General features: G+C 69.0%; 21 protein-coding genes. 12 read left to right on the forward strand and 9 right to left on the reverse strand.

Annotated features, from left to right (window positions below):
* Positions 1-75 precede the first annotated feature (75 nt).
* Positions 76-438, forward strand: coding sequence for an FKBP-type peptidyl-prolyl cis-trans isomerase (locus GLP40_RS00935; protein WP_154785893.1), 363 nt, complete (start codon positions 76-78; stop codon positions 436-438).
* 77 nt (positions 439-515) lie between these two features.
* Here the strand turns inward: GLP40_RS00935 and GLP40_RS00940 are convergent, their stop codons facing one another.
* From GLP40_RS00940 to GLP40_RS00965, 6 genes are all read right to left on the reverse strand, one after another.
* Positions 516-1,148, reverse strand: coding sequence for an RDD family protein (locus GLP40_RS00940; protein WP_154785894.1), 633 nt, complete (start codon positions 1,146-1,148; stop codon positions 516-518).
* Positions 1,149-1,354: 206 nt separating this feature from the next.
* The gene (locus GLP40_RS00945) at positions 1,355-2,512 is read right to left on the reverse strand and encodes a YhgE/Pip domain-containing protein (RefSeq protein ID WP_328289543.1); all 1,158 of its coding nucleotides are present in this window, start codon (positions 2,510-2,512) and stop codon (positions 1,355-1,357) included.
* A gap of 72 nt (positions 2,513-2,584) precedes the next feature.
* Positions 2,585-3,988, reverse strand: coding sequence for a sensor histidine kinase (locus GLP40_RS00950; RefSeq protein WP_154785896.1), 1,404 nt, complete (start codon positions 3,986-3,988; stop codon positions 2,585-2,587).
* A complete protein-coding gene (locus tag GLP40_RS00955) occupies positions 3,985-4,686 on the reverse strand; it encodes a response regulator transcription factor (protein ID WP_154785897.1) in 702 nt (233 codons plus the stop codon). The genes GLP40_RS00950 and GLP40_RS00955 overlap by 4 nt, the downstream gene beginning before the upstream one ends.
* 219 nt (positions 4,687-4,905) lie before the next feature.
* On the reverse strand, positions 4,906-5,292 hold the full coding sequence (locus tag GLP40_RS00960) for a hemophore-related protein (RefSeq protein WP_154785898.1): 387 nt from the start codon (positions 5,290-5,292) through the stop codon (positions 4,906-4,908).
* 126 nt (positions 5,293-5,418) lie between these two features.
* Positions 5,419-7,560, reverse strand: coding sequence for an AMP-binding protein (locus GLP40_RS00965; protein ID WP_154785899.1), 2,142 nt, complete (start codon positions 7,558-7,560; stop codon positions 5,419-5,421).
* A 339-nt stretch (positions 7,561-7,899) separates the two neighbouring features.
* Between GLP40_RS00965 and GLP40_RS00970 the strand changes: the two genes are divergently transcribed.
* The 6 genes from GLP40_RS00970 to GLP40_RS00995 all read left to right on the forward strand — a co-directional run bounded on the left by GLP40_RS00970 (position 7,900) and on the right by GLP40_RS00995 (position 15,883).
* On the forward strand, positions 7,900-11,895 hold the full coding sequence (locus GLP40_RS00970; RefSeq protein WP_154785900.1) for an ATP-binding protein: 3,996 nt from the start codon (positions 7,900-7,902) through the stop codon (positions 11,893-11,895).
* On the forward strand, positions 11,892-12,305 hold the full coding sequence (locus GLP40_RS00975) for a roadblock/LC7 domain-containing protein (protein ID WP_029930951.1): 414 nt from the start codon (positions 11,892-11,894) through the stop codon (positions 12,303-12,305). Before GLP40_RS00970 ends, GLP40_RS00975 begins: the two co-directional genes overlap by 4 nt.
* 7 nt (positions 12,306-12,312) lie before the next feature.
* A complete protein-coding gene (locus tag GLP40_RS00980; RefSeq protein ID WP_067531005.1) occupies positions 12,313-12,687 on the forward strand; it encodes a DUF742 domain-containing protein in 375 nt (124 codons plus the stop codon).
* Positions 12,668-13,270, forward strand: coding sequence for a GTP-binding protein (locus GLP40_RS00985; protein ID WP_328289544.1), 603 nt, complete (start codon positions 12,668-12,670; stop codon positions 13,268-13,270). The genes GLP40_RS00980 and GLP40_RS00985 overlap by 20 nt, the downstream gene beginning before the upstream one ends.
* Before the next feature lie 89 nt (positions 13,271-13,359).
* Positions 13,360-14,907: a carboxyl transferase domain-containing protein gene (locus tag GLP40_RS00990; RefSeq protein WP_154785901.1), complete on the forward strand. Its 1,548-nt coding sequence runs from the start codon at positions 13,360-13,362 to the stop codon at positions 14,905-14,907.
* 118 nt (positions 14,908-15,025) lie between these two features.
* A complete protein-coding gene (locus GLP40_RS00995) occupies positions 15,026-15,883 on the forward strand; it encodes an aldo/keto reductase (RefSeq protein WP_328289545.1) in 858 nt (285 codons plus the stop codon).
* A gap of 2 nt (positions 15,884-15,885) precedes the next feature.
* Here the strand turns inward: GLP40_RS00995 and GLP40_RS01000 are convergent, their stop codons facing one another.
* Positions 15,886-17,016 (reverse strand): NAD(P)-binding domain-containing protein, encoded by a 1,131-nt coding sequence (locus GLP40_RS01000; RefSeq protein ID WP_328289546.1) that lies wholly within the window; start codon positions 17,014-17,016, stop codon positions 15,886-15,888.
* An 83-nt stretch (positions 17,017-17,099) separates the two neighbouring features.
* On the opposite strand from GLP40_RS01000, the gene GLP40_RS01005 reads away from it, so the two are divergent.
* The 4 genes from GLP40_RS01005 (at position 17,100) to GLP40_RS01020 (ending at position 21,918) form a co-directional block, all read left to right on the forward strand.
* The gene (locus tag GLP40_RS01005; RefSeq protein WP_154785902.1) at positions 17,100-17,825 is read left to right on the forward strand and encodes an enoyl-CoA hydratase; all 726 of its coding nucleotides are present in this window, start codon (positions 17,100-17,102) and stop codon (positions 17,823-17,825) included.
* A 41-nt stretch (positions 17,826-17,866) separates the two neighbouring features.
* The gene (locus GLP40_RS01010; RefSeq protein ID WP_154785903.1) at positions 17,867-18,988 is read left to right on the forward strand and encodes an MBL fold metallo-hydrolase; all 1,122 of its coding nucleotides are present in this window, start codon (positions 17,867-17,869) and stop codon (positions 18,986-18,988) included.
* Between the two features lie 34 nt (positions 18,989-19,022).
* Complete coding sequence (locus tag GLP40_RS01015) at positions 19,023-19,376, forward strand: antitoxin (protein ID WP_154786325.1); 354 nt, start codon at positions 19,023-19,025, stop codon at positions 19,374-19,376.
* A 265-nt stretch (positions 19,377-19,641) separates the two neighbouring features.
* The gene (locus GLP40_RS01020; protein ID WP_154785904.1) at positions 19,642-21,918 is read left to right on the forward strand and encodes an ATP-dependent DNA ligase; all 2,277 of its coding nucleotides are present in this window, start codon (positions 19,642-19,644) and stop codon (positions 21,916-21,918) included.
* Positions 21,919-22,098: 180 nt separating this feature from the next.
* Here the strand turns inward: GLP40_RS01020 and yczE are convergent, their stop codons facing one another.
* A complete protein-coding gene (gene yczE, locus GLP40_RS01025; RefSeq protein ID WP_154785905.1) occupies positions 22,099-22,740 on the reverse strand; it encodes a membrane protein YczE in 642 nt (213 codons plus the stop codon).
* 342 nt (positions 22,741-23,082) lie between these two features.
* Here yczE and GLP40_RS01030 point away from each other — a divergent pair, with 342 nt between their 5' ends.
* A complete protein-coding gene (locus GLP40_RS01030) occupies positions 23,083-24,261 on the forward strand; it encodes a lipase family protein (RefSeq protein WP_196054482.1) in 1,179 nt (392 codons plus the stop codon).
* 239 nt (positions 24,262-24,500) lie between these two features.
* Here GLP40_RS01030 and GLP40_RS01035 read toward each other — a convergent pair whose 3' ends face one another.
* Complete coding sequence (locus GLP40_RS01035; RefSeq protein WP_154785907.1) at positions 24,501-25,793, reverse strand: RNA polymerase sigma factor; 1,293 nt, start codon at positions 25,791-25,793, stop codon at positions 24,501-24,503.
* Position 25,794: the final 1 nt, after the last annotated feature.

Raw genomic sequence — 25,794 nt, forward strand, 5'->3', positions numbered from 1 at the left:
GAGGTTCCTGGCCGAAGCGCGGGGCCTAAGGTGATCAACGACCCAAGATCCGCGATCTATCGAAGAGGACAGCGCATGAGCAGCAAGCCGGAAATCGAGTTCCAGGATGGCCCCGCCCCCGCCGAGCTCGTGATCAAGGACCTCGTCGTGGGTGAGGGCGCGGAGGCCAAGCCCGGCGACACCGTCGATGTCCACTACGTGGGCGTCGAGTACGACACCGGCGAGCAGTTCGACGCCTCCTGGGATCGTGGCGAGTCCATCGTCTTTCCCCTGCGCGGCCTGATCCAGGGCTGGCAGGACGGCATCCCGGGCATGAAGGTGGGCGGCCGCCGCCAGCTGACCATCCCGCCGAAGCTGGCCTACGGCGAGGCGGGTGGCCACCACCTGTCCGGCAAGACCCTCGTCTTCGTCATCGACCTCCTCGACGTCGTCAACTGACGATCCTCGGTCGACGAAAAACACGTGCCCGCCGCGCTTTTGTGCGCGGCGGGCACGGTTGTCTCTGCGGCCGGACCTCAGACCTTGACGACGATGCTGCTGATGATCTTGTCGGCGAAGGTCTGCTTCTTCGCATCCCATAGCGGCCACAGCCAGCCGATATAGCAGGGCAGGGTGTCGACGATATGGCAGATCTGGCGGACGAGGGCCATGCCGAAGCCCAGGGTCCGGCCGTCGGCCTCGCGGATCAGCTTGATGCCCAGCAGTTTCTTGCCTGGGGTCTGGCCGGTGGTGCCCTCCATGTAGATGAGGTACAGGCCGCCGATGATGGCGATGGCCGCGCCGATCAGGACCAGGACGAGTCCGCCCGCGGACAGTCCGCCCGAGCATGAGGTGCTATAGGAGGAGTCGGTCGATTCGGTGGTGCAGTTCATGTCCTTCGACCCGACCGCGAAGCCGATGCCGTAGAAGATGGCCGCGGGCACTCCGATGATCAACCGGTCGATGAGGTAGGCGCCGACGCGCCCGCCCCAGTTGGCATACGGCGGTTGGGGATACGCGGCGTAGCCGGGGCCGGGCGGATAACCCACTGGTTGTCCCGGATAGCCACCCATGGGCTGCCCGTAGCCAGGCGGTGGCTGCTGTCCGTACCCGGGTGGCTGCTGCCCGACTCCGGGCTGTTGCGAGTAGGGATCGTTGCCGTAGGTCATCGGTTCCTCCCCAAGGGGATGCGGGGGCATGGCCCCCGCATTGTCTCCCGAATCGCTGGGCCACGACGACTTTAAGAATGTTCCGGCGCTCATGGCGGTCGCGCCGCCGAGCAGGGCGTCGCCGACCATCCTCGGGGACGTCGAACCGCCGCCCCACTTCTCCCGCGCGCACGGTGGGTGAGGGCCGCGATGCCGGTGTGGGAAGGCTATTTCCGAACGATGTCCACCGGATCGGTGAGAGCGGCCGCGATCGCCGTCTGCTGGGGCACGCCGAGCTGCGGGAGTGCGCCCATGGCCTGATTTGTCTGATTGCCCAGAGCCTTTGTGACGGCCTGCAATTGGGTGACACCGCCGGTCAGTGCCTGCGTGGCCGCCACCAGCTGGGTGCCCGCCTCATCGGCGATGGCCGGAATGCTCTGCGCCAGCGACGCGCCCTGATTCAACTGCGTGCTGGCGTCGTTCAGCTTGCCGGCCGCGTCGCGCAGCAGTTGCCCGACCTTGGTGTCCGGAGTGACTTGCGTGCCGGTCAGATTCGCGAAGCCGCTGAGTTGGGTGTCGGCCTGATCGGCGACGTTCTGCAGGCCCTGCAACAGCGTGATGACATTCGCCAGCTGCGGGTCACTCGCGAACGGCAGCGCCTGCAACAGCGGCACCACGATATCGAGCCCATTGGACAGCGCGCTCGCCGACTGTGAGATCTGTCCCATGGTAACGCCGGTCGAATCCAAGGCCGTGGCCAGCTGATTCGCCTGCGTGGTGGCGGCGGCGAGGGTGGAGTTCAGGGCGTCGATGCCGGAAGTCAACTGTCCCGCACCGGCTTTCGCCTGGCCCAGGAAGTCCGTCATCTGGTCGGCGCCGCCCGAGAACTGCTGCGCGCCGTCGGCGGCGGCCTGCACGCCCGCGCTGAGCAGCTGCGAGGTGCCCGCGATCTGCGACATCTGCAGGCGCGCGGAGTTCACGGTCGAGAACAGGGTGTCCAGCCCGGCGGCGCTGATCTTCTTGGTCACCTCGTTCACCGCGTCATTGACCAGGTTGGAGTCGGCGCGACCGTGCGTGGCCACGGCGACCTGCGCCTTCTTCGGCTTATCGGTGGCCAGGGAGTTGATGTCGGCGCTGAGATCGGTGGGCAGCGTGACGACGGCGGCGTAGTCCTTGGTGCTCGCCTCGTCCACCACATCCCAGTGCCGGGTTCCGCTGCCCTGTAGTTCTTTCGCGATGCGCGCGCCCAGCGGGCCGGTATCGGCGTTGATGAGCGCGACCGCGGTGGGAGCGGAGCGCAGTCGAAGGACGCTGACGGTGCCCGCGGTGGCCGCGGCAGCGAGCAGCAGGACGATCAGGACCCAGCGGGTGCGTTTTCCGGACACCATTAAGACCGTAGAGGTGTCCCGTGCCCGGAGCCTTGATTGTTGTCTGAGAGTTCAGTAAAGACCGATACGTCACATCGGGCGGCCGGACGGCGCTCCCGCGGGCCGCGCCTCACGGTCCGGGATCTCCAGCACCAGCCGCACCCCGCCCAGCATTCCGTCATCGAAATACGCTCGGCCACCGTGTAATTGGGCCTGCTGCGCCACCAGCGCCAGCCCGAGCCCGGAGCCGCCCTTGGCGGCCTGGCTGCCCCGGAAGAAGCGCTCGAACACCGCCCCGCGCTCCGTGTCGGGCAGTCCGCGCCCGTTGTCGTCGACGGAGATGACGATGCGCCCGTCCTGTGCCCGGTGCGCCGACACCAGCGCCTCGGTGGCCCCGCCGTGCCGCGCCGAATTGGTGAGGGCGTTGTCCACGGCCAGCCGCAGCCCGGTGGGCAGGCCCCGGGTGACGAGTTCGGCATCGGTGTCGATGCGCACCTGGAGCTGCGGGAAGTGCCGCATGGCGTCGTGCGCGGCGGCGTCGCAGAGTTCGGCCACATCGGTGACCACGTGGTCGCGCTCATTGGTGAGGTCTCCGGCGGCGAGCCGTTCCAGCGCGGCCAGGGTGGTCTCCACCCGGTTCTGGCCGCGCTGCAGGTCGCCGAGGATCTCGCGGCGCTGGTCCTCGCTCAGGTCCAGGGTGCGCAGCACCTCGAGGTCGGTGCGCATGGCGGTGAGCGGGGTACGCAGTTCGTGCGCGGACACCGCGGCGAAGTCGCGGGCGGTCTCGAGCGCGGCCGCGATCTCGGCCTGTGCCCGGTCCAGTCGCTCCAGCATGGTGTTGACCGCTTCGGCCAGCTTGTCGGCCTCCTTGACCCCCGAACCGTCCACCGGCAGTGGCGCACCGGGGCCGCCGGTGGGCCCGCGCTGATCGACCTCCTGGGTGAGCCGGACGATGGGGCGCACCGCGCGCCCGCCGAACAGCCAGCCCAGCCCGGCCGAGGCGGCCACCGCGGCCAGGGCCGCGAAGAATACGAACCGCCGCTGCTCCGCGGTGGCGTGCTCGGTCTCGGTGGTCGGAATACCGAGGGAGACAACGCGTCCCGTGGGCTGGTTCTCGGTGGTGGTGAGCACCCGGTAGGTATTGCCGTCCACCGTCACGGTGTGATTGCCGACCGAGAGCGCGGGCAACTGCACCGACGTGCTGGTCATCGAGCCGTCGGCATTGTGGACGGTCAGCGCCAATTGGTTGGTGGGCCCGAGCACGTCGAGCACGGTCACCGCGAGCTGCGGTTCGATGAGCACGATCCGCGAGGTCAACGCCAGCTGTTGATCGGCCTGGCTGAGATTGTTGCGCTCGATGGCGGTGACGGTCACCCAGCTGAGCACCGCCACGATGATGGTGGCGCCCAGCGCCGCCGCCGCCGCGACCCGGAATCGCAGCGAATAGGAGTGGCGGCGCCGACGCGGCGCGGAATCCGTTGTGGTCTGGCTCATTTGGGCGCGCGTAAGACGAATCCCACACCGCGAATGGTGTGCAGCAGGCGCGGTGTGCCGTCCCCCTCGAGTTTGCGGCGCAGATAACCGACGAAGACATCCACCACATTGGTGTCGGCCGCGAAGTCATAGCCCCACACCAGTTCCAGCAGCCGCTCGCGGCTCAGCACGACGCCGGCGCTGCGAGCCAGGGTGGACAGCAGTTCGAATTCCCTTTTGGTGAGCTCGACTTCGGTGCCGTGCAGCAGCGCGCGATATCCGGCGACGTCGACTTCCAGGGGCCCCACGGCGATCGCGCCCGGAATCGCGGAGACGGGCACGTCGCTGCGCCGCCGCAGCAGCGCCTTGATGCGGGCGACCAGCTCGGCGAGCACGAACGGCTTCACCAGATAATCGTCGGCCCCGGACTCCAGCCCGGCGATCCGGTCATCGACCGAGCTGCGCGCCGACAGCACGCAGATCGGCACCTCATTGCCCATGGCGCGCAGCGCGGTGACCACGCCCGCGCCGTCCAGCACGGGCATATTCATATCGAGCACGACCGCATCGGGGGCGGATTCGTTGACACTGCGCAGCGCCGCCGCGCCGTCTCGGGCGATGACGACCCGGAACCCCGACAGCCGCAGCCCGCGCTCGACCGATGCGAGAACGTCCTCGTCATCGTCGACGACCAGGACTGTGGGTACCGCTGTGTCCAATGTGCCCTCCGCTTCGCTCCGGACGGGTTCGCGACAAGGCGCAGGTCTATGGAGCCGCAGGTCTGTCTTCCCTGCCCGTGGGCGCGGGTCCGAGGAGCCGTTCGCTCCCCCGCTCCGCTCGGTCCAGAACCGGCGGCTCCATCATTCTGTGCCTTGGCCGCGAACCTCATGTGGTGTGCCACCCGGGCGGCACACCACATCAGTATCGTCCGACAGAGGTCAGTAGTTGTGGCAGGTGTCGGCGACCTGCTGGATGGCGGCGGCGATTCCACCGGCGCGCGGGTCGGCCGCGGCCTGGTCGGCGGCGTCCGGGTTGTCCTTCAGGTATTGGTCGAGCTCGGCCTGGCGCTCGGCGGGCGACTGGTCGAACTTGGCCTTCAGTTCGGCCTTGGTGTCGGGGTTCTGGTCCAGGAACTGGGCCAGGGCGGGGGCCTTGTCGTGCAGAGCGGCATCCACCTGCGTGAAGGTGCAGGTCGAATTCAGTAGCGGCGCGACCAGATCCGCGGGGGAGGCGGAGGCGGTGGCGGGCGCGAGGGTGAGGGCCACGGCGGCGACCGCGCCGGCCCCGAAGAGGACACCGGCGCGACGATTGCGGACGAAGCTCATTCATCGACCTTTCTTTTCGACCAGCACGGTCGAAGGTTCGGCGCGCGAATCCGGCGATCCGCGCCCGCCCGACGCTAAACCACCCGCATGGGAGGCCGGTGAGTCAATTCTGAAAACTCTCTGAGGCTAGCCCGAGACGGTCGAGTCCCCGGTCGGCGCGGCCGGCGGCGCACCGGTATCGAGGGTGTCAGGGTCGACGCGGTGCATCGGGGTGGTGGCCACCGCGGCGGCCTCGGCGGCGGCGATGCGCTCCTTGTCCTCCATGAGGGTGACCGCGTCGCGGATCTGCTTCTCCAGCGTCGGCATCATGGCGTCGTCGTCGATGGTGGGCGGCACCTCGAAGGAATCGCCCGCGGCGATCTGACGCATGGTGCGGCGCAGGATCTTCCCGGAGCGGGTCTTGGGCAGTGCGGTCACCGCGACCACGTCGTAGAGGGTGGCGATGGCCCCGACCCGCTCCCGCACGCGCTCGATGACCTCCGCGCGCAGCCGCTCCGGATCGATGTCGACGCCGGTCTTGAGCACCACGTACCCGATGGGCCGCTGGCCCTTCAGCTCGTCCGGGATGCCGACCACCGCGGTCTCGGCCACGGCGGGATGGCTGGCGATGGCCGCCTCGATGCCGCCCGCGGAGAGCCGGTGCCCGGCCATATTGATGACGTCGTCGCTGCGGCCGAGGACGAACAGGTAGCCGTCCTCATCGAAGAAGCCGGAGTCGCCGGTCAGATAGTGCCCGGGATAGGCGGAGAGATAGGAGCGCTCGTAGCGAGCGTCATCGCGCCACAGTGTGGTCAGCGTGCCGGGCGGCAGCGGCAGCCCGATGACGATGTTTCCTTCTGTCTTGGGTGCGACCGCATTGCCCTCGGAGTCCAGTACCCGCAACCGGTATCCCGGCACCGGCACCGACGCCGAACCCGGCTTGATCGGAAGCTGCTGGAGTCCGAGGGGATTCGCGCAGATGGGCCAGCCGGTCTCGGTCTGCCACCAGTGGTCCACCACCGGGCAGTCGGGCCGGTCGGCGAGCAGGGTGTCCACCGTCCACTCGTAGGTGGCCGGATCCAGCCGCTCACCCGCGCAGAACAGCGCCCGCAGCCGGGACAGATCGTGCTGATGCGCGAGCGCGGCCTCCGGATCGGCGCGGCGAATGGCCCGCAGCGCGGTCGGTGCGGTGAACATCACGTCCACCTGGTATTCGTCCACCAAACGCCAGAACGCGCCCGCGTCCGGGGTCCCGGTGGGCTTGCCCTCGTAGAGGATGGTGGTGGCCCCGACCAGCAGCGGCGCGTACACGATGTACGAATGCCCGACCACCCAGCCGATATCGGAGGTGGTGAGCATGGTCTGCCCCGGGCCGACCTCGTAGATATTGCGCATGGACCAGGCCAGCGCGACGGCGTGCCCGCCGTTGTCGCGCACGACGCCCTTGGGCTTCCCGGTGGTTCCCGAGGTGTAGAGGATGTAGAGCGGATCGGTCGCGGCCAGCGAGACCGGGTCGGCAGGTTCGGCGTCTATCTGCGCCTCGTCCCAATCGAGCCAGCGGGCGGCGACGGTCTCCGACGACGCGGGCAGGTGCTCGGTGGCTTCCTGCTCGGCGGGGAAGCGAATGGTGGGGAAGCCCGCGCGCTGCTTGACCAGGACGGTACGGGGCGCGGTGGTCTGCGCGAGGTCGAGGGCGGCCAGCACGATGGGCGGGTATTCGATGCGGCGGCCGGGTTCCAGCCCGCCCGAGGCAGTGATGATCAGCACAGGTTCGGCGTCGTCGATGCGGGCGGCGAGTTCGTGGGCCGCGAACCCGCCGAAGACCACCGAGTGCACCGCGCCGATGCGGGCACAGGCCAGCATGGCCACGACGGCTTCCGGAATCATCGGCATATATATGACGACACGGTCACCGGTCTGGACGCCGAGCCGGAGCATGGATCCGGCGAATCGGGCGACTTCGTCCAGTAGCTCTTGATAGGTGTAGGTCCGCTTGGACCCGGTCATAGCCGAGTCGTATATTAGGGCCGGTTGTTGAGCGCGACCCCCCTCCTGGCCGTGGGATGACCCGCCCGTTGGTGTGATATCGCGCACATGGCGATCGAGCGCATTGTAGGAGGTATTCAGGCGGGCGTCGGGAAACCACCGCGCGGTCGGACGGGTCGCGGAGTCCAGAATTTGAGTGGGGGGCACATCCCAGCTGATGGCATCGGCCGCGGTGCGCCAGAACTCCGAGGGATCGACCAGGCTCAGCTGATAGGCCGGTCGGTACTCGTGCTTCGCGTTCAACCCGGTGACTCCCTAGCTCCGCCTTGTGTCCTTGAGATGCGCTGAAACGCCCGCCTCGATAGATCGACCTGATTGTGGCAGACTTCACGCGACGTCCGGGCGGACGCCGCGACCTTTGATTTTGCCTGCAAATGGCAGGTCAGAGACCGGCGGTTGCCAAGAGGTCACACAAGAAGTTATTGATCCGTTAGAATCGCATGTCACATATTTCGGCCGTCATGGACGCAATTTCTCGGCCAGCCGCAGTTCTCGGCCAGCTGTGCCTGTCGAGCCCAGCGTGCGATCGCGGAGGCTCGCTGATGGCGCGTGGCTGGGGCCAGTTTGGAAAGTGAGTGGGAGATGCGCGACGCCGCTAGGTCCGGCAGCAACAAGCGCTGGGCGCTGAGCAACTGGGACCTGCGATGGAAGGTTACGGCGGTGCTCGCCGTGCCGCTGTTGGTCGCGGTTGTGCTGGGAGCGTCCAGGATTTCGGCGGAGTTCGCCGACTCGAGCCGGCTTTCGACGGCGACCGATCACGTCGGGGTGATCCCGGCGATCACCGGTCTCAGTGCGGATGCGGCGCAGGTCGCGGGTGGACAGATGGTCATGCTGGGCCCGACCCAGTCGCTGACCTCCGACCCCGAGCTCGCGCAGTTGGACACGGCGATCTCCTTCGCCGAGAAGGCCGCCTCGCGGCTCAGTGACATTCCCAGCGCCCGTCAGGCGCTGGACGAGATGATCGTGGGCGCCAAGGCCATCCGGTCGCAGGGTCTGGCACCGTCCAAGTCGATTCCCGACACGGTCGCTCAGGTCGAACGGATTCGCGGCAACAGCGTGCGCACGGTGGAGAACATCGTGTCCACCATCGCCGACAAGAACGTGGACCAGTCCAAGCTGCGCCTGGTCGACTCGCTGAACTCCCGCTGGATGCTGTTCAACGAGGTCGCCGGCATGGCGGAGGCACTGCGGAGCAACCCCAAGGACGGGTTGAAGGACATCCAGATCGGTGTCAATACCGAGCGCCAGATGCTGGCCGTGCTCGCGCACCGCTTCCCGGATGGCGACCCGCTCATCGCCGACCTGCAGCGCGGCGCCGACACCCGTGTTCAGCTGGTCAACGGCCCGCAGGCGCTGGCCGGCCAGCTGCCGGTGGCCGAGATCAAGGACTCGCTGGTCGCGAGCATCAACAGCTATCAGCAGATCGCCACCAACGCGACCAAGGACATCGTGTCCCGAGTCGATGATCTGGCCTCCAGTGCCCGCTCCGGCGCCATCCGGTACTCGATCATCGTCGTCGCCACCATCCTCGGCGCGCTCGCGCTGGCCGTGCTGATCGCGCGCGCGATGATCGTCCCGCTGCGCCGTCTGCGCCTGGCCGCCCTGCGCGTCGCCGAATACGACCTCGGCCAGGAGGTCTCCGCGCTGCGTGATGGCGCGGACCCCGAGGACGTGCCGCTGGAACCGATGCCGGTGCACACCGACGAGGAGATCGGCCAGCTGGCTCGCGCCGTCGACGACATCCACGGTCAGGCGCTGCGCCTGGCCGCCGACCAGGCCGCCATGCGTACCCAGGTCAACGACATGTTCGAGACCCTGGCCCGCCGGTCCAAGTCCCTTGTCGACCATCAGCTCTCGCTCATCGAGGCGATGGAGTACGACGAGAAGGACCCGCGCCTGCTCGAGAACCTCTTCCGCCTCGACCACCTCGCCGCGCGTATGCGGCGAAACGGCGACAACCTGCTGATTCTGGCCGGCACCAAGCAGCGCCGGACCAAGTCCGCGCCGGTCGAGATCGCCGACGTGCTGCGCGCCGCCATCTCCGAGGTGGAGGACTACGAACGCGTCAAGCTGGGCGCCACCCCGCGTGGTTCGCTCGTCGAGCCCGCCGCCTCCGACCTCGCGCACCTGTTCGCGGAGCTCCTGGACAACGCGCTGCGCGCCTCGCCCCCGGAGACCGACGTCAAGTTCACCTTCGCGCAGGCGCACGATCAGGGTCTGCTGATCGAGGTCGCCGACCGCGGCATCGGTATGCCCCCGGCCGAGATGGCCGAGATCAACCGCCGACTGGAGGCGGTGGCCGAGGTCGGTCCGGATACCGCCCGCCACATGGGTCTGTTCGTGGTCGGCCGACTGGCCGAGCGCCACGGCCTGACCGTGCGGCTGCGCCCGACCTTCGACATCGCTCGGGACCCGGGTGTGACCGTCACCGTGCACGTGCCCAAGCCGCTGATCGTGTCGGCGGGCGGGGCGATCTCGGTGCCGCCGCAGCAGGGGCAGCAGCCTCCGGCGCCGTCCGCGCCGCAGGGTGCGGGCAACCAGGCCGGTGCGCCGGCCTCCATGCAGATGCGCGCGGTCACCCGCACGGCGACCGGCAATGTCATGGTCACCGTGGATCCGGGTGTGAGCGGGCCGATTTCGGCTCCGGCGAGCCCGGCAGCGGGCGCCGCCCCGAGCCCGGCTCCGGCAGCGGCCAGCGCCGCGACCGGGCTGCCCACCCGGCAGCCGGGCGCCCAGGTGCCGGGCGGCCTGCCGCAGCGACAGCCCGGTGTGAACGGGCCCACCATCAAGCACACCGTGACGCCCCCGCCCCCCGCCCCCGGCGGGTCGAGACCAGTCGGCCTACCTCAGCGGGATCCGGGTGCGCACGGTCCGTCCGCGCCGTCGGCCCAGCCCGGGTCCGGCCTGCCGCAGCGCGGTCAGGGCGACGGCCAGGCGCAGCCGCGCGGCGGTCTCGCCGCCAATATGCTCAAGCGTCAAGGCGCGCCGGGCGGCATGCCGCCGCGACCGGGGGAGCCCGGGGCCGCGCCGCGCGGTCCCGAAGTACGGGGCGGCGGAGCGCAGGGCGGCCTGCCGCAGCCGGGTCAGTCCGGTGCCATGCCGCAGCGCAATCCTTCTGTCGGTTTGCCGCAGCAGGCGCGGGGCGGCGGAGCGGATGCGACGCCGGGCGGCGCTCCGTCGGGACCTGGTGGTCTGCCGCAGCGTCAGCCGGGCATGAACGGTGCGCCGGGTCGCGAGGCCGGTCTCGGCCAGCCGCAGCGTCCCGCGCCGGGCGGTCTGCCGTCGCGCGAGCCGGGTGCCAATGGTGCGCCGCAGCAAGCGCGGGGCGCGGACTCGGGTCCGACCCGCCGCGAGCCCACTGCCGGTGGTCAAGCGCTGGGAGGCGGAGCGGCGCAGCGCGATTCGGCCGCGGGTGGTCTGCCGCGCCGGGAGCCTGGTGCCAATGGCGCTCCGTCGCAGCGTGGTCCGGGTGCGCCGGGCCAAGCGCTGGGAGGTGGAGCGGCGCAGCGTGGTGCCGCACCGCAGCGGGATGGGGCCAACGGCCTCGCCGCCGCGGCGGATTCGGACAGGCCGGGCTTGCCGAAGCGCGATGGCCTCGCGCCGCGCGACGGCGGTCGAGCGCTGGGAGGCGGAGCGGCGCAGCGCGGTGCCGCCGGTGCGGATCCGCTCTCGGGCGGTCTGACCCAACGTGACCCGCTGTCGGGTGGTCTGCCGCAGCGTGATTCGGCCGCGGGCGGTCAAGCGCTGGGAGGCGGAGCGGCGCAGCGCGGCGCGAACGGCTTGCCGCAGCGCGGCGCGAACGGACTGCCGCAGCGCGACCCGGGCAATGGCCTGCCGCAGCGTGATGCCGGTAATGGTCTGCCGCAGCGTGACGCGGGTAGCGGTCTGCCGCAGCGGGAATCGGCGGGTGGCCTGCCACAGCGTGGTGCCGCCGGCGTTGATCCGCTGTCGGGTGGTCTGCCGCAACGGGATCGGGGCGCGGGGCAAGCGCTGGGCGGTGGCGTGCCGCAGCGCGGCGTGAGCGGTCTGCCGCAGCGCGATCCGGGTGCGGTGCTGCCGCAACGTCCGACTCCGATTCCGGGTGTCGGTCTGGCGCAGGGAAGTGGAGCGACTCAGAACGGGGCCGATGGCGCCAAGGAGCCGGGACGCCACAGCTTCCGCTCGAACCCGCAGAAGGCGGCCTCGTTCTTCCAGACCCGTTTGCAGCCCGCCGATTCCGGCGGCGACGCCGTCATGGGCGGAACGCCGATCTTCGCGGAGATGATGTCGGCGTGGCTCTCGGATCCGAATGCCGACCGGTCCCAGGTGGCCTCTTCCTTCGAATCACCGGGTGACGAAGGCTGGCAGGCGGCCCGGCGGGTCAACGAGTCCGCGCCGGACAGGCGGACGGCCGCGGGCCTGCCGCAACGCGATCCCGGTAACCGACTTGTGCCCGGCGGTGTCACCGGAAACGCTGACAAGGTGGCCCATCGGGACCCAGAATCCATCAGGTCAAGTCTGAGTCGTCACCAGCAGGGCGTCCGGGATGGCCGCGCGATGAAAGCTATGAACCTAACCGGAGATAAAGGAGACCGATGAACCCCGATCTAGGTGGTACGAAGCGTCAGCTGGATTGGCTGGTTTCGAACTTCGCCAATGAGGTTCCCGGCGTTGCGCATGCGGTCCTGGTATCCGCTGACGGCCTGCTGATGGCCGCGAGTGCGCAGCTGCCCGTGGACCGTGCCGAACAGCTGTCAGCGGTGACCGCGGGGCTCGCGAGCCTCTCGGTGGGTGTGTCGAACTTGTTCGAGGGCGGCACCGTGTTGCAGTCGGTGGTCGAGATGGAACACGGCTACCTGCTGCTCATGGCGGTCGGCGACGGCTCTTACCTGGCGGTCCTGACGAATACGTCTTGCGACATCGGACAGGTGGGATACGAGATGGCGTTGTTGGTCGAGCGGGTGGGCCAGACAGTTCAGGCCACACCTCGCGTCACGATGGGTTCCTGATGGCGGGATGGACATAGACAACGAACGCGTTGGGAGCGCCGAACCGAGCTTGGTTCGCCCCTATTCACTAACGGCCGGTCGCACCCGGCCGAAGGTGGAGCTCGCCCTGGAGGCGCTCGTCGCATCGCATCCGGTCGCCTTAGAGCGGCAGTTCGAACTGACCAATATCGAGACGTCAATCGTGGAGTTGTGCAGAGAATCGCCGTCGGTTGCCGAAGTAGCCGCGCGCCTGGGCATCCCGATCGGGGTCGCCAGGGTGCTGGTCGCCGACCTCATCGAAGCCGGCCATGTGCGGGTATCGGCGACATTGAAAGACGATTCCAGCGACGATGAACGTCGCGAGCTGATCGAAAGGGTTCTCAGTGGACTCCGGCGTATTTGATTCGACGACACAGGTCGACACCCGCACCAGCAAGCCCACTTCGGCCAAGATCGTCGTGGCCGGTGGCTTCGGTGTGGGCAAGACCACCCTGGTCGGTGCTGTGTCGGAGATCGTTCCGCTGCGCACCGAGGCTTTGGTGACCAATGCCAGTGTCGGCGTGGACTCCCTGACGGGTGTCCCGTCCAAGGCCACCACCACGGTGGCCATGGACTTCGGCCGTATCAGCCTGGCCGACGACCTGGTGCTGTACCTGTTCGGCACGCCCGGCCAGTACCGCTTCTGGTTCATGTGGGACGACCTGATCCGCGGCGCCATCGGCGCGGTGGTGCTGGTCGACACCCGTCGGCTGGAGGACAGTTTCGCCGCCGTCGACTATTTCGAGGCGCGCAACCTACCCTTCCTGGTGGCCATCAACGAATTCGATGATGCGCCACGGTATCCGGTCGAGGACATCCGTCAGGCCCTGGCGGTGCCCGCGGACGTGCCGATCCTCTCGATCGATGCCCGTCGCCGGGAGCCGGTCAAGCAGGCTCTGGTCGCGGTCACCGAGTACGCGCTGCGCAAGGTAGTGCAAGGCTACTGACATACGCGGTAATCGGCGTCGGCCGTAGCGACGCCGATCACCGATATGCTCGCCCAGATCAATCCGCCCGGAGCGAAGCGGAGGGCACATTGGGCACGGCGCGGGAGCTGCTCGGCGAATTGCTCGATCCCGGTTCCTTCGTGAGCTGGGATCGGCCACCGGTCGCGGTGGCGGCGTCGGCCGAGTATCGCGAGGATTTGCTGGCCGCCGCGGCAGTGGCGGGCACCGATGAGGCGGTGCTCACCGGGGAGGGGTTGCTGCGCGGACGGCGGGTTGCCGTGATCGCGTGTGAGTTCGCGTTTCTCGCGGGGTCCGTCGGGGTGGCGGCGGCCGAGCGGATCGTCTCGGCGGTGGAGCGCGCCACCGAGCTGGGATTGCCGCTGCTCGCCTCGCCGACGTCCGGTGGTACTCGAATGCAGGAGGGCACAGTCGCTTTCGTGCAGATGGTGAAGGTCGCCGGAGCTTTGGCCACGCACAAGGCGGCGGGGCATCCCTATCTTGTCTATCTGCGTGATCCGACCATGGGCGGCGTGTTCGCGTCGTGGGGATCGTTGGGGCACATGACATTCGCCGAACCGGGCGCGTTGGTCGGTTTTCTGGGGCCGCGGGTCTACCGGGCGCTGTACGGGAAGAAGTTCCCCGAGGGTGTGCAGACGGCCGAGAACCTTTACCGCAACGGCGTTATCGACGGCGTCGTGCCGATTCCGGTGTTCCGCCGTATCGCGCACCGCTCTCTGGCGGTGCTGTGCGACGGTCCGCTGCCGCTGCCCGGAAAGGACGGCGACCCACACCGTTCCAAGGAAGGCGTCGGTTGTTTGCCGGCGGGTCCGCGGGAGCGCGGCGGCCCGGCGTTGCCGGATGCCGGCGGTGTCCATGCCTGGCAGTCGGTGCTCATCTCGCGACGGGCTGATCGGCCGGGGATTCGCGAGTTGCTGCGCCACGTCACCGATCGAGTTCCGTTGTCCGGTACCGGACAAGGGGAGCTGGACCGCACCGTCGTGCACGCTCTGGCTCGGTTCCGGGGTCAGCCCTGCATCGTCTTCGGTCATGACCGGGCTGGCCAGTCGCCCGAGAACACCATGGGTCCGGCCGCCCTGCGCGAGGCCCGGCGCAGCATGCATCTCGCCGCCGAGTTGCGGGTTCCCCTGGTCCTGGTGATCGATACCGCGGGTGCCGCGTTGTCCCGCGAGGCGGAGGAACGTGGCCTGGCTCCCGAAATCGCCCGTTGCATCGCCGATCTCGTCACCCTGGACACCCCGACCGTCTCGGTGCTGCTCGGTCAGGGCACCGGGGGCGGCGCGCTGGCCCTGTTGCCCGCCGACCGGGTGCTGGCCGCCGCGAACGGCTGGTTGGCTCCCCTCCCGCCGGAGGGCGCGAGCGAGATCGTCTACCGCGATACCCGGCATGCCCCGAAACTGGCGGCCGCCCAGCGCATTCGCGCGCTGGATCTGGCGGCCGACGGGATCGTGGACCGCATCGTGCCCGAGTATCCGGACGCAGCCGACGAGCCGGTGGATTTCGCACTGCGCATGGTGGCGGCCATTGCCGAGGAACTGGCCGGTCTCACCAGTCGGTCCCCCGGGGATCTGCTCGCGGCGCGGCATGTGCGATACCGCCGCCTGGGTCTCGGATCGTAGTTCTCGTCATCTCGAGCAGGTGTAATGCTCGAAATTTGCTGCTCAGTCAATTCGATCGGAATCATCCCCAGCGGTCGCTCGGTTGACGAGGCGGAACCGCGCTTCTACCTTCGGAACGGTGACTTATCGGTTCGAGGCCAGCGATATTCCAGCGATCGTGCTCAGAGATGGCCAGGTCATGCCGAAGCTGGGACTCGGCGTGTACCAGGTCGTCGGCGACGAGGCGGTCGGCACCATCTCGACGGCCCTGGAGCTCGGTTACCGCAGCATCGACACCGCCGCGTTCTACGGCAACGAGGCGGAGGTCGGCCGTGCCGTCCGCGAATCGGGCCTGCCGCGCGATGAGGTGTTCGTCACCACCAAGCTGTGGAACGCCGACCACGGCTACGACGCCGCACTGCGCGCCTTCGACGCCAGCGCCAAGCGGCTGGGCCTCGACACCATCGACCTGTTCCTGATCCACTGGCCCCTGCCCGCGGCCGGCCTGTACGTCGACACCTTCCGCGCCCTGCAGGCGCTCAAGCGGCAGGGCCGGGTGGTCTCGATCGGCGTCTCCAACTTCACCCGGGCGCATCTGGAGCGGGTGATCGGGGAGACCGGTGAGGTGCCCGCCATCAATCAGGTTGAGCTGCATCCGTATTACGCGCAATCCGAGCTGCGCGCCTTCCACGCCGCGCACGGCATCGTGACCGAGGCGTGGAGTCCGCTGGGACGCGGGGCGGAGTTCAACGACTCGGTCATCATCGCGCTGGCCGACAAGCTGGGCCGAACCCCGGCACAGATCATCCTGCGCTGGCACATGCAGCTGGGGAACGTGGCCATTCCGAAGTCCACGACGCCGTCCCGGATGGCGGAGAACCTGGCCGTCTTCGATTTCGAGCTGTCCGGCCGGGAGATGACGCAGATCGCCGGGATCGACAAGGGCGCGCGGCAGGGCGGGGATCCGAATCTCGTCGATCTGGACGCGCCCGCCTGACCTCAGCCCTGTGTGTGGCCGGGAATGCCCAGGTACGAGGTCAATTCGACGGCGGCGGCCCGGCCCGCGCGATTCGCGCCGATGGTGCTGGCGGACGGTCCGTAGCCGATCAGGTGGATGCGTGGATCGGCCTCGACCTGTGTGGCGAGACGTCCGCCCATGGTGATGCCCCCGCCGGGGCCGCGCAGGCGCAGCGGGGCCAGATGGTCGAGGGCGCTGCGGAATCCGGTGGCCCACACGATGACGTCGGCGCGCTGGAAAGTGCCGTCGGCCCAGCGGATTCCGTCGGGTTCGAGGTGGTCGAACATGGGCCGTCGGTCGAGGACGCCGCGCTCGCGCATGCCCCGCACCCGCGCGTCCTCGCGCAGGCCGGTGACGGAGACCACCGAGCCCGGTGGAAGTCCGCGCCGCACACGGTCTTCCACCAGGGCCACGGCCGCCCGGCCGTCCTCGGGCGCGAATGGACCTGAGCGGAATACGGGTTCGCGCCGGGTCACCCAGGTTGTGCCGGCGACCTGCGAAATCTCGTCCAGCAGTTGGATGGCCGTGATCCCGCCGCCCACCACGACCACGTGCTTGCCCGTGAATTCGGCGGCGGTGCGGTAGTCGTGGGCGTGCAGCTGGCGGCCCGCGAAGGTCTCCGCGCCCCGGTAGTAGGGAATGAACGGCTTGTCCCAGGTGCCGGTGGCGTTGACCAGTCCGCGGAACCGCAGTGTCGCGTGCGGCTTCAGCTCGGCGTGCAGCAGTCCGTCGACCTGTTGATTCGGGCAGGTGTCGGCGGTGGCCCGGTCGCACACCACGGTGACCGAGACGGGCCGGTGCACGCGCAGGTCGAAGCGCTTCTCGTAGAGCTCGAAGTAATGCGGGACCGCCGTGGCCGCCTGCGCGTGCTCCGACCCCTCGGGCAGCGTCTCCGCGAACGACATGCCCGGCAGGTCGTGCACCCGGTTGACCGTGCCCAATGTCAGTGACGGCCACCGGAACTGCCATGCCCCGCCCGGCGCGGGGGAGTGGTCGACAATGAGAAAGTCCTGTTCCGGCCGCAATCCGAGCCGGCGCAGGTGATAGCCGACCGATAGTCCGGCCTGCCCGGCACCGATCACGAGGATGTCGACATCGGGTGTTGCGGTCACCGACCCGACGGTACGCGCACCTAGAGTGAAGGCCGATCAATGGGTCACCAGCGCAGGTGAGTAGGACAGTGGGGAAGGGACAGATGCTCGGAGTCAGCCGCGATGGCGAAGTCGTCACCATCGAACTGCAGCGTCCGCAACGCCGGAACGCCCTGAACGAGGAGCTCATCGGCCGCCTGCGCGCGGCCGTGGAGGAGGCCGCCACCATCGCCCGGGTGATCGTGCTGACCGGGCAGGGGCCGCTGTTCAGCGCGGGCGCCGACCTGGACGGGGTCTATTCGGACAGCTTCCTCTCGGGCCTGCTGGGCATGCTGCGCACCATCGAGACCGTTCCGGTCCCGGTGATCTCGGCCATCAATGGCGGGGCGCTGGGGGCGGGCGTGCAACTAGCCCTGGCCTCGGACCTACGGGTCATGACGCCGGACTCCTTCATCGCCATTCCGGCGGCGAAACTCGGTATCTCCGTTGACCGTTGGACCGTGCGCCGATTGTCCAACCTGATCGGGCAGGGCCCGGCCCGCACCATTCTGATGGGCGCCGAGCGGGTACCGGCCGCGGACGCGTACGCCTTCGGCTTCGCCAACAAGATCGGCACGCTGGCCGACGCGCAGGCCTGGGCCGCCCAGATCGCCGAACTCGCGCCGCTGTCGTTGCGGCATCTGAAACTGGTCTTCAACGACGACGACACCCGGGGCCCCGATACCGCCGAGCAGATCGCCGCCCTGGACGCGGCGTGGCAGAGCTCCGACGCGCAGGAGGCGCGCACGGCACGCCGGGAGAAGCGGTCCGCGAAGTTCGAGGGCCGATGAAAGGGCAGCGCGCGACCGCGAATGCGCGGAAACTGGCGAGTATGACTGCGGGTGCATTCGGTATTTCCTGGTTGGTCCGGGCGGCGTGGGGGATGCCGTCCGCCATGGGCGCGTCCATATCCGCGATCGCGCCGACCGCGCACGGGGCGACCACCTATCGCAATCGTCAGTTCCACAACACCGAGCCGAGTAGCCAGATCACCGGTTCACCCCTGGAGCTGCTGTACCAGCTGGCCACCCAGCGCAATAACGGCCGCCCGGCCGGGACAATCCCGCTGGTGACGCCCGCGTTGCCGGAGCAGGCCGGAGATCTGGCGGTCGCCTGGTACGGGCACGCCACCTGCCTGATCGAGGTGGACGGCTATCGGGTGTTGACCGATCCGGTGTGGAGCGAGCGGGTCTCGCCCTCACCGCTGGTGGGTCCGGCTCGGTTGCATCCGGTGCCCGCGCCGCTGTCGGAGCTCCCGCAGCTGGACGCGGTGCTGATCTCTCACGATCACTACGACCACCTCGATCGCGACACCGTGACCGAGCTCGTCGAGAGCCAGGATTGCGTGTTCATCGTGCCCGTCGGCATCGGCGCGCACCTGCGGCACTGGGCGGTGCCCGAGCACCGCATCGTCGAGTTGGACTGGGCCGCTTCGGTTTCGCTGTCCGAGCTGAAGCGCGATCGCGGCGACGGCACCGATCTGGTGATCACCTGCTCGGAGGCGCGCCATTTTTCGGGCCGCGGTCTGGTGCGCAACACCACGCTGTGGGCGTCCTGGTCCCTCACCGGTCCCACCCGGCGCGTCTACTTCGGTGGCGACACCGGATACACGAAGGCGTTCGCGCAGACGGGTGCGCGGCTGGGACCGTTCGATCTGACGCTGCTGCCCATCGGGGCCTACGATCGGCACTGGCCGGACGTGCACATGAACCCGGAGGAGGCGGTGCGCGCCCATGCCGATCTGTGTATCGGCGATCCGGGTCACGGGCTGCTGGTGCCGATCCATTGGGCCACTTTCAATCTGGCCTTCCACGGCTGGTCGGAGCCGGTGCGGCGCCTGGTCGAGGCGGCGGAGGCGGCGGGGACACGCATCGCCGTCCCGAAGCCGGGGGAGCGGATCGACCCCATGGGCCTGCCACCACGGGATTCGTGGTGGGAAGATGTTCGCCAATAAGGACCGAGAGTGAAGGAGCAGGGCTGTGAGTCTCATGGACACGCTCAAGGACTTGGTCGGCAAGGGCAAAGAGATGGCGGCCCACAACGCCGAGAAGATTGAGCATGCGGTCGACAAGGCCGGACAGGTGATCGACGAGAGGACCGGGGGGAGGTTCTCCTCCCAGATAGACAAGGGCGTGGAGGCGGTCAAGTCCGCCATCCCGGCCGAAGCGGCCGCCGAGGCTCCGGCGGAGGCCCCCGCGGAGGCGCCCGCCGCCGAACCGGCAGTGACGCCCGAACCCGCCGAGAAAGCATCCCGACCCGCCGAGGCGGCGGCCGAACCCGCCGCGGAGCCGGCGCCGGAACCCGCCCCGGAAGCCGCGACGGGCGAACAGCCCTCGGCGTAGTACCGCAACGGCACCCTCGCCTCCGTCGTCCCGGCTTGTTTTTGGCCGGGATCCACCTCGAACGCTGTGGATTCCGGCCGAAAGCGCGCCGGAATGACGGGCGTGCCGTTGAAGTACCGTGCGCACCGGTCGTTCCACGGGCCGTTCGGGAGTGGCGCTATCCCTGTCGCTGACCTGAACGGCCCGTTGGCTTTTCGTGAGTAGTGATAGCGCGGGTGGGTTCGGGTTGCCGGTTTTTGTCGGGGCCCGGCCCTAAACTGCTGTTATGAGGTCCCGCAGGGATTTCGGGGGTATCGGGGTTGGGTTGACCAACCTCGACAAGGTGCTGTACCCGGCCACCGGGACGACCAAGGGGGATGTCGTCGACTATTTCACTGCCATCGCCCCGGCCATTCTGCCGCACATCGCGGAGCGGCCGGTGACCCGCAAGCGGTGGCCGAACGGGGTGGACGAGCCGTCGTTCTTCGAGAAGAATTTGGCCGAGCACGCGCCGAAGTGGTTGGAGCGGAGGACAGTTCAGCAATCGGACCGGCCGGTGGTGTATCCGCTCATCGACAGTGTCGCCGGCATGGCCTGGCTGGGGCAGCAGGCGGCGTTGGAATTGCATGTGCCGCAATGGCGTTTCGACGGGGCCGAGGTCGGGGACATCACCCGGCTGGTGTTCGACCTGGATCCCGGACCGGGAGCCGGGCTGGCGCAGTGCGCCGAGGTGGCGCTCATCCTGCGGGATGTGGTGCGCGGGGTGGGGCTGAAGGCGTACCCGGTCACCAGCGGCTCCAAGGGAATCCACATCTATGTGCCGCTGGACCGCAAGGTCGGGCCGAGCGGGGCGTCGGCCGTGGCCAAGCAGGTGGCCGCCAATCTGCAACAGCTGCGGCCCGAGCTGGTGACGGCCACCATGGCCAGGTCGGCGCGCGGTGGGAAGGTGTTCCTGGACTGGAGCCAGAACAATCCGGCCAAGACCACCATCGCGCCCTACTCACTGCGCGGGCGCACCGAACCGTGGGTGGCCGCGCCGCGGTCATGGGTGGAGATCGAGAAGCCGAAGAAGCTGCGCCACTTGCGATTCGAGGAGGTGCGGCGGCGGTGGGAGGAGCAGGGGGATCTGCTCGAGGGACTGGACGAGCCACTGCCGGAACAGGTTCCGGACCGGCTCGACATCTACCGGTCCATGCGAGACCCGCGGCGCACGCCCGAACCGGTGCCGCCGGGCCCGCCCGCCCCCGGTCCGGGAGATCGGTTCGTGGTGCAGGAGCATCACGCGCGGCGGCTGCACTGGGATCTTCGGTTGGAGCGTGAGGGCGTGCTGGTGTCCTGGGCGGTGCCCAAGGGCCCGCCCACCGATACCGGCGAGAACCGGCTGGCCGTGCGTACCGAGGACCATCCGATGGAGTACCTCACCTTTCACGGGACCATCCCCAAGGGCGAGTACGGCGGCGGTGAGATGACCATCTGGGACACCGGCACCTACGAGACCGAGAAGTGGCGTGACGACGAGGTCATCGTCTGGCTGCGCGGGCGGCGGCTGGAGGGGCGGTACGCGCTGATCCAGACCAATGGGAACCAGTGGCTCATGCATCTGATGAAGGATCAGACGCCGCTGGAGGTGGAGGGCGATAGGGCGCGGCAGGTCTCGGTCTCGCCGCGGCGCGCGCCCGCGCCCATGCCGCGTGGTGTGACGCCCATGCTGGCCACGGCGGGGGATGTGACGACCCTCGACGCGGAGCACTGGGCCTTCGAGACCAAATGGGACGGCTTCCGGCTGATCGCCGAGATCGAGGACGGCGCAGTGACCTTGCGTAGCCGCGCCGGGCATGTGGTCACCGGGAAGTATCCCGGCCTGGCGACGCTGGGTTCGGAACTGTCCGGGCACAGTGCGGTGCTCGACGGTGAGGCGGTGGTCTTCGACGATCATGGCGGCGCGAATCTCGGCCTGCTGCGGGAGGATTCGGCGCGCGCGGTCTTCCTGGCCTTCGACCTGCTCTATCTGGACGGCACCTCGTTGGTCCGCAAGCGCTACGACGATCGGCGGCGGGTGCTGGAAGCGCTTGCCGAGCAGGCGCGTTCGCTCATCGTGCCGAAGCAGTTGCGGGGGACGGGCGCGGAAGCCCTGCGGTACAGCCAGGATCACGGCATGGAGGGTGTGGTCGCCAAGCGGCGGGACTCGGTGTACCTACCCGGGCGGCGCGGGCAGTCCTGGATCAAGACCCGGAACTGGCGGACGCTGTCGGTGGTGATCGGCGGGTACCGGAGATCGGAAGTGCGGCAGTTCGCTTCGCTGCTGGTCGGCGTTCCGCACGAGGGGGAGCTGTACTACCTGGGCCGGGTCGGCACCGGGTTCAGCGAGCAGGAGATGAGCGACCTCGCGGACCGGCTGCGTCGCCTGGAACGCAAGACCAGCCCGTTCGACAATGAGCTGACCGCTGACGAGCGCAAGGACGCGGTCTGGGTGGCGCCGAAACTCACGGGCACCGTGCGCTTCATGAACTGGACCGAGGCCGGACGCCTGTGGCATCCGGCCTGGATTCCCAGTTCCGACTGACCTTTTCGCCTAGCTCGGCCTTTCGACAGGCGCGTGCGGCGCAGGCCGATCAGCTGGTGGGACGCGGGCACACCACCGGCAAGGTCGTACCCACCGTCGCCGACCCCGTCCGCTTCGGTGCGACGGCATCGCGCGAGGTCCGGCGCTTTCCTCCGGCACGCCCGGAATAGTCGCCGCTGTTCAGGCGACCATCGGCTTGGTCTCCGGCGTGGATGAACCGGCCCGCTCCGGCCGAGGGAAGCCCGGCAGGAACCGATCCGCGAAGGGGATCATCAGCTGGATCAGCGGTCCGATGGCGAACGCGTACACAACCGTGCCCACACCCACGCTGCCGCCGAGGATCCAACCCACGGACAACACCGTCGCCTCCAACCCTGTCCGGATGACCCACACCGGCTTGCCCGTGCGCCGAACCAGACCGGTCATCAGGCCATCGCGCGGCCCCGGTCCCATGCCCGCGCCGATATAGAGCACCGTCGCAATCGCATTGAGCACCACCGCTGTCCCCATGGCCCCGATCCGGATCGGCAACCCGTGCAGATCCGGCAGCAGCCAGAGCCCCGCGTCCACCGAGACAGCGATGACCACGACATTGCTGACCGTGCCCAGACCGGGCCACTGCCGCAGCGGAATCCAGGCCAGCAGCACCACCGCGCCGGTAATCGCCACGACCGTACCGAAACTCAGCGGAACCTGATCGGTCACGCCCTGGTGGAACACATCCCACGGGTCCAGGCCGAGCGCGGCCCGGATCATGACTGCCATGGAGAAGCCGTAGAGCCAGAGCCCGACATACAGGGCGATGAGGCGGCGCAACAACATTGACCGAGCATGGCGGCAACTGGCATGTACCCGGTAGATCCAGTCACCAAGATCTGGCCTCTAGCTGGAGTGATCTCTTCGTGCAGGAAGCCGCGCAACGCCGTGTTCACGACGCGCGGAGACGCGTTGACCGCGAGTACCGGCCCGCAGTAATTTTGGTTCTGTGATGCGCCGGAGTTCTTGTCGGCGCGAACAGCGGTCCGTGGGGTCTGGAGTGTCGGGTGATTCGACGCTGGAGGCGTTATGCGGCGGGATGGCGCATGGTTCGGGGTACGCACACGTGGATTCACGGAGCGCTCACGCAGAGTTCGACACTGGTGGCGCGCCGGGTTGATAGGCGCGGTGACGCTGCTGGCCGCGGCGGTCGCGGTACCCGGCACGCGCGCCGACATCCCCTATCCTGATGATGATCCGTTCTACTCGGCGCCGATCAACCTGAGAGAGTTCGCAAACGGGGCTGTCCTCAAATCCCGGCCCATCGCCGTCCTCGGGCTGCCGCTCCCGGTGGCGGGCTGGCAGGTGCAGTACGGCACCACCGATTCCGCCGGCGAGGCCGTCGCCGATATGGCCACCGTCATGACGCCGCTCGCGCCCTGGACCGGTCCCGGCGATCGGCCGCTGCTGTCGTATCAGATCGCCGAGGACAGTCTCGGAACCCGTTGCGCCCCATCGTTCGCGCTGCGCGGCGGGCGGGACTTCTCCATTGCCACCACCCTGCTGGACGTGCCGTTCCTGGCCGAGGCACTGCGCCGCGGCTGGGCCGTCGTGGTGTCGGACTACGAGGGCCCGCGGTCCCGCTTCTTCGACGGCGTGAACTCCGGCCGGGCGGTGCTGGACGGTGTGCGTGCCGCCAAATCCTTTGCGCCGCTGGGAATCACCGATGCCAGCCCACTCGGAGCCTGGGGCTACTCGGGCGGCGCCTTCGCCACCCTGTGGGCCATGCAGCTGCGGGCGAGCTACGCGCCCGAGATCTGGTTCGCGGGCGTGACCTCCGGTGGCGTACCCGCCGATATCCCCGCCCTCGCGCACAAAGTGGACGGCAGCTATCAGGCGGGGCTCGCGGTGCTGATCCTGATCGCCCTGGCTCGTGACGATTCCGGCTCCGGTCTGGCGGACACGCTCAACGACAGCGGTAAGGCCCTGCTGGCGCAGGAGGCGACCTCCTGTGGCGGCGACCTGGTGGTCCACCACGTCTTCCGGCACGTCGACGATTACTCGAGCGTCCCGGATATCCTTGGCAGCCAAGCCTTCCGGGCTGCGGCCAGCCGCCAGGAGCTGGGCGGCTGGGCGCCCGACGTGCCGCTGTACCTATACCACAGCAATGACGACGATGTGATTCCGTCGACCGGTTTCAGCGCCCTCGTGGACCGTTACTGCGCCCTGGGCGCGAATCTCACCGCCGTGCACTCGGCGATCCCGGGCCACAATCCCGCAGCGGTCGGAGAAGCCCTGGGCGCCATGAACTTTCTGTCGGATCGCTTCGCCGGCGACCCGGTGGCTGCCGGATGCACCGTGCGCTGAGCCGGCTGATCGCCGTCAGCGTCCGGTTCGCCCGCGCTCGGGTGGTACCGGTCGCCGGGCCGAGCCCACTCGGTGGCGCCGGGCACGGCGGCCGGCATGCTCGGCAGATCGACATCGGCGATGAGCAGGGCCGGGCCGTTCACCGGAAGATACCCGATGATCGGGCCGACGCCCGCGGCGATCGATACGTCGCCGAACCGAAAGCGCCACCGCGTCCACGGATTCCACGCCCTGTCGGCTCATGTCCGTGCGGAGCGCAGCTCGGCCAGTTTGCCTTCGAGCACGCCGCGCTCACTGTCGTTGCCGCACAGCCGGATCGCGCGTTCGAACTCGGTGCGAGCTTCGGGGGCGCGTCCCAGTTTGGCGAGCAGTTCACCGCGCACACTCGGCAGGAGGTGGGAATTCGGCAGTGCCGCGGAATCGTCGAGCTCGTCCACGATCTCGAGCGCGGCGGCCGGTCCTTGCGCCATGCAGACGGCGACCGCGCGGTTGAGATCCACGATCGGTGACGGGGAGAGCCGGCCGAGCGCTTCGTAGAGCAGCACGATGCGATCCCAGTCGGTGCTGTCGACGGATGCGGCGACCGCATGACATTCGGCGATCGCGGCCTGCAAGCCGTACGCGCCGAGACCGCGCCCCGCCCGGGACGCCTGCTCCAATGCGGCCCGCCCGCGGCGTATGGCCGCATGGTCCCAGCGCCCCCGATTCTGCCGCTCCAGCAGGATCGGCCGTCCTCGTGCGTCGGTGCGGGCCGGGAACCGCGCGGCGGTCAGCTCGAGCAGCGCCAGCAGGCCGTGGACCTCGGGCTCCGCGGGCATGAGCCGGGCCAGCACCCGCGCCAGGCGTTGGGCCTCGGCCGCGAGATCCAGCCGGATCAGGTCCGCGCCCGAGGTGGCCGAGGAGCCCTCGGTGAAGATCACGTAGAGCACATTGAGAACCGAACCCAGACGGGCTCCGCGCTCGTCCGCGGGCGGCACCGCGAACCGAACACGCGCCGCCGCAAGGGTTTTCTTGGCCCGGGTGATCCGCGCCTGGACGGTGGCCGTCGGAATCAGGAAGGCTTTCGCGATCTCGTCGCTGGACAGGCCTCCGACCACGCGCAGGGTCAGCGCGACCCGTGCCTCGCGGGACAGCACCGGATGGCAGGACACGAACATCAGGGCTAGGACATCGTCATCGATCTGATCGGGATCCCAGAGCGGTTCCGCGCCGGGCGCTTCCGGGGCGGGCCCGCCGGCGGCCGCCCCGCCCTCGCCCAGTTCGCGGGCGAGGGCGGCGTACCGGTCGTCGCGAAGGGCCCGGCGGCGGAAGGCGTCGATCGCCCGCCGCCGGCCCACGGTGAGCAGCCACCCCGCGGGATTGCGCGGCACGCCGGCGCGCGGCCAGGTCACCAGCGCCTCCGCCAAAGCTTCCTGGGCGAGGTCCTCGGCCAGGGCGAAATCGCCGGTGTATCGGGCCAGCGCACCGACAATGCGCGCGGATTCGATGCGCCACACCGCGGCCACGGCCTCCCGACCGCTGGAGTGGGCCATG

The organism is Nocardia aurantiaca (assembly GCF_009708175.1).
GTDB lineage: Bacteria > Actinomycetota > Actinomycetes > Mycobacteriales > Mycobacteriaceae > Nocardia > Nocardia aurantiaca.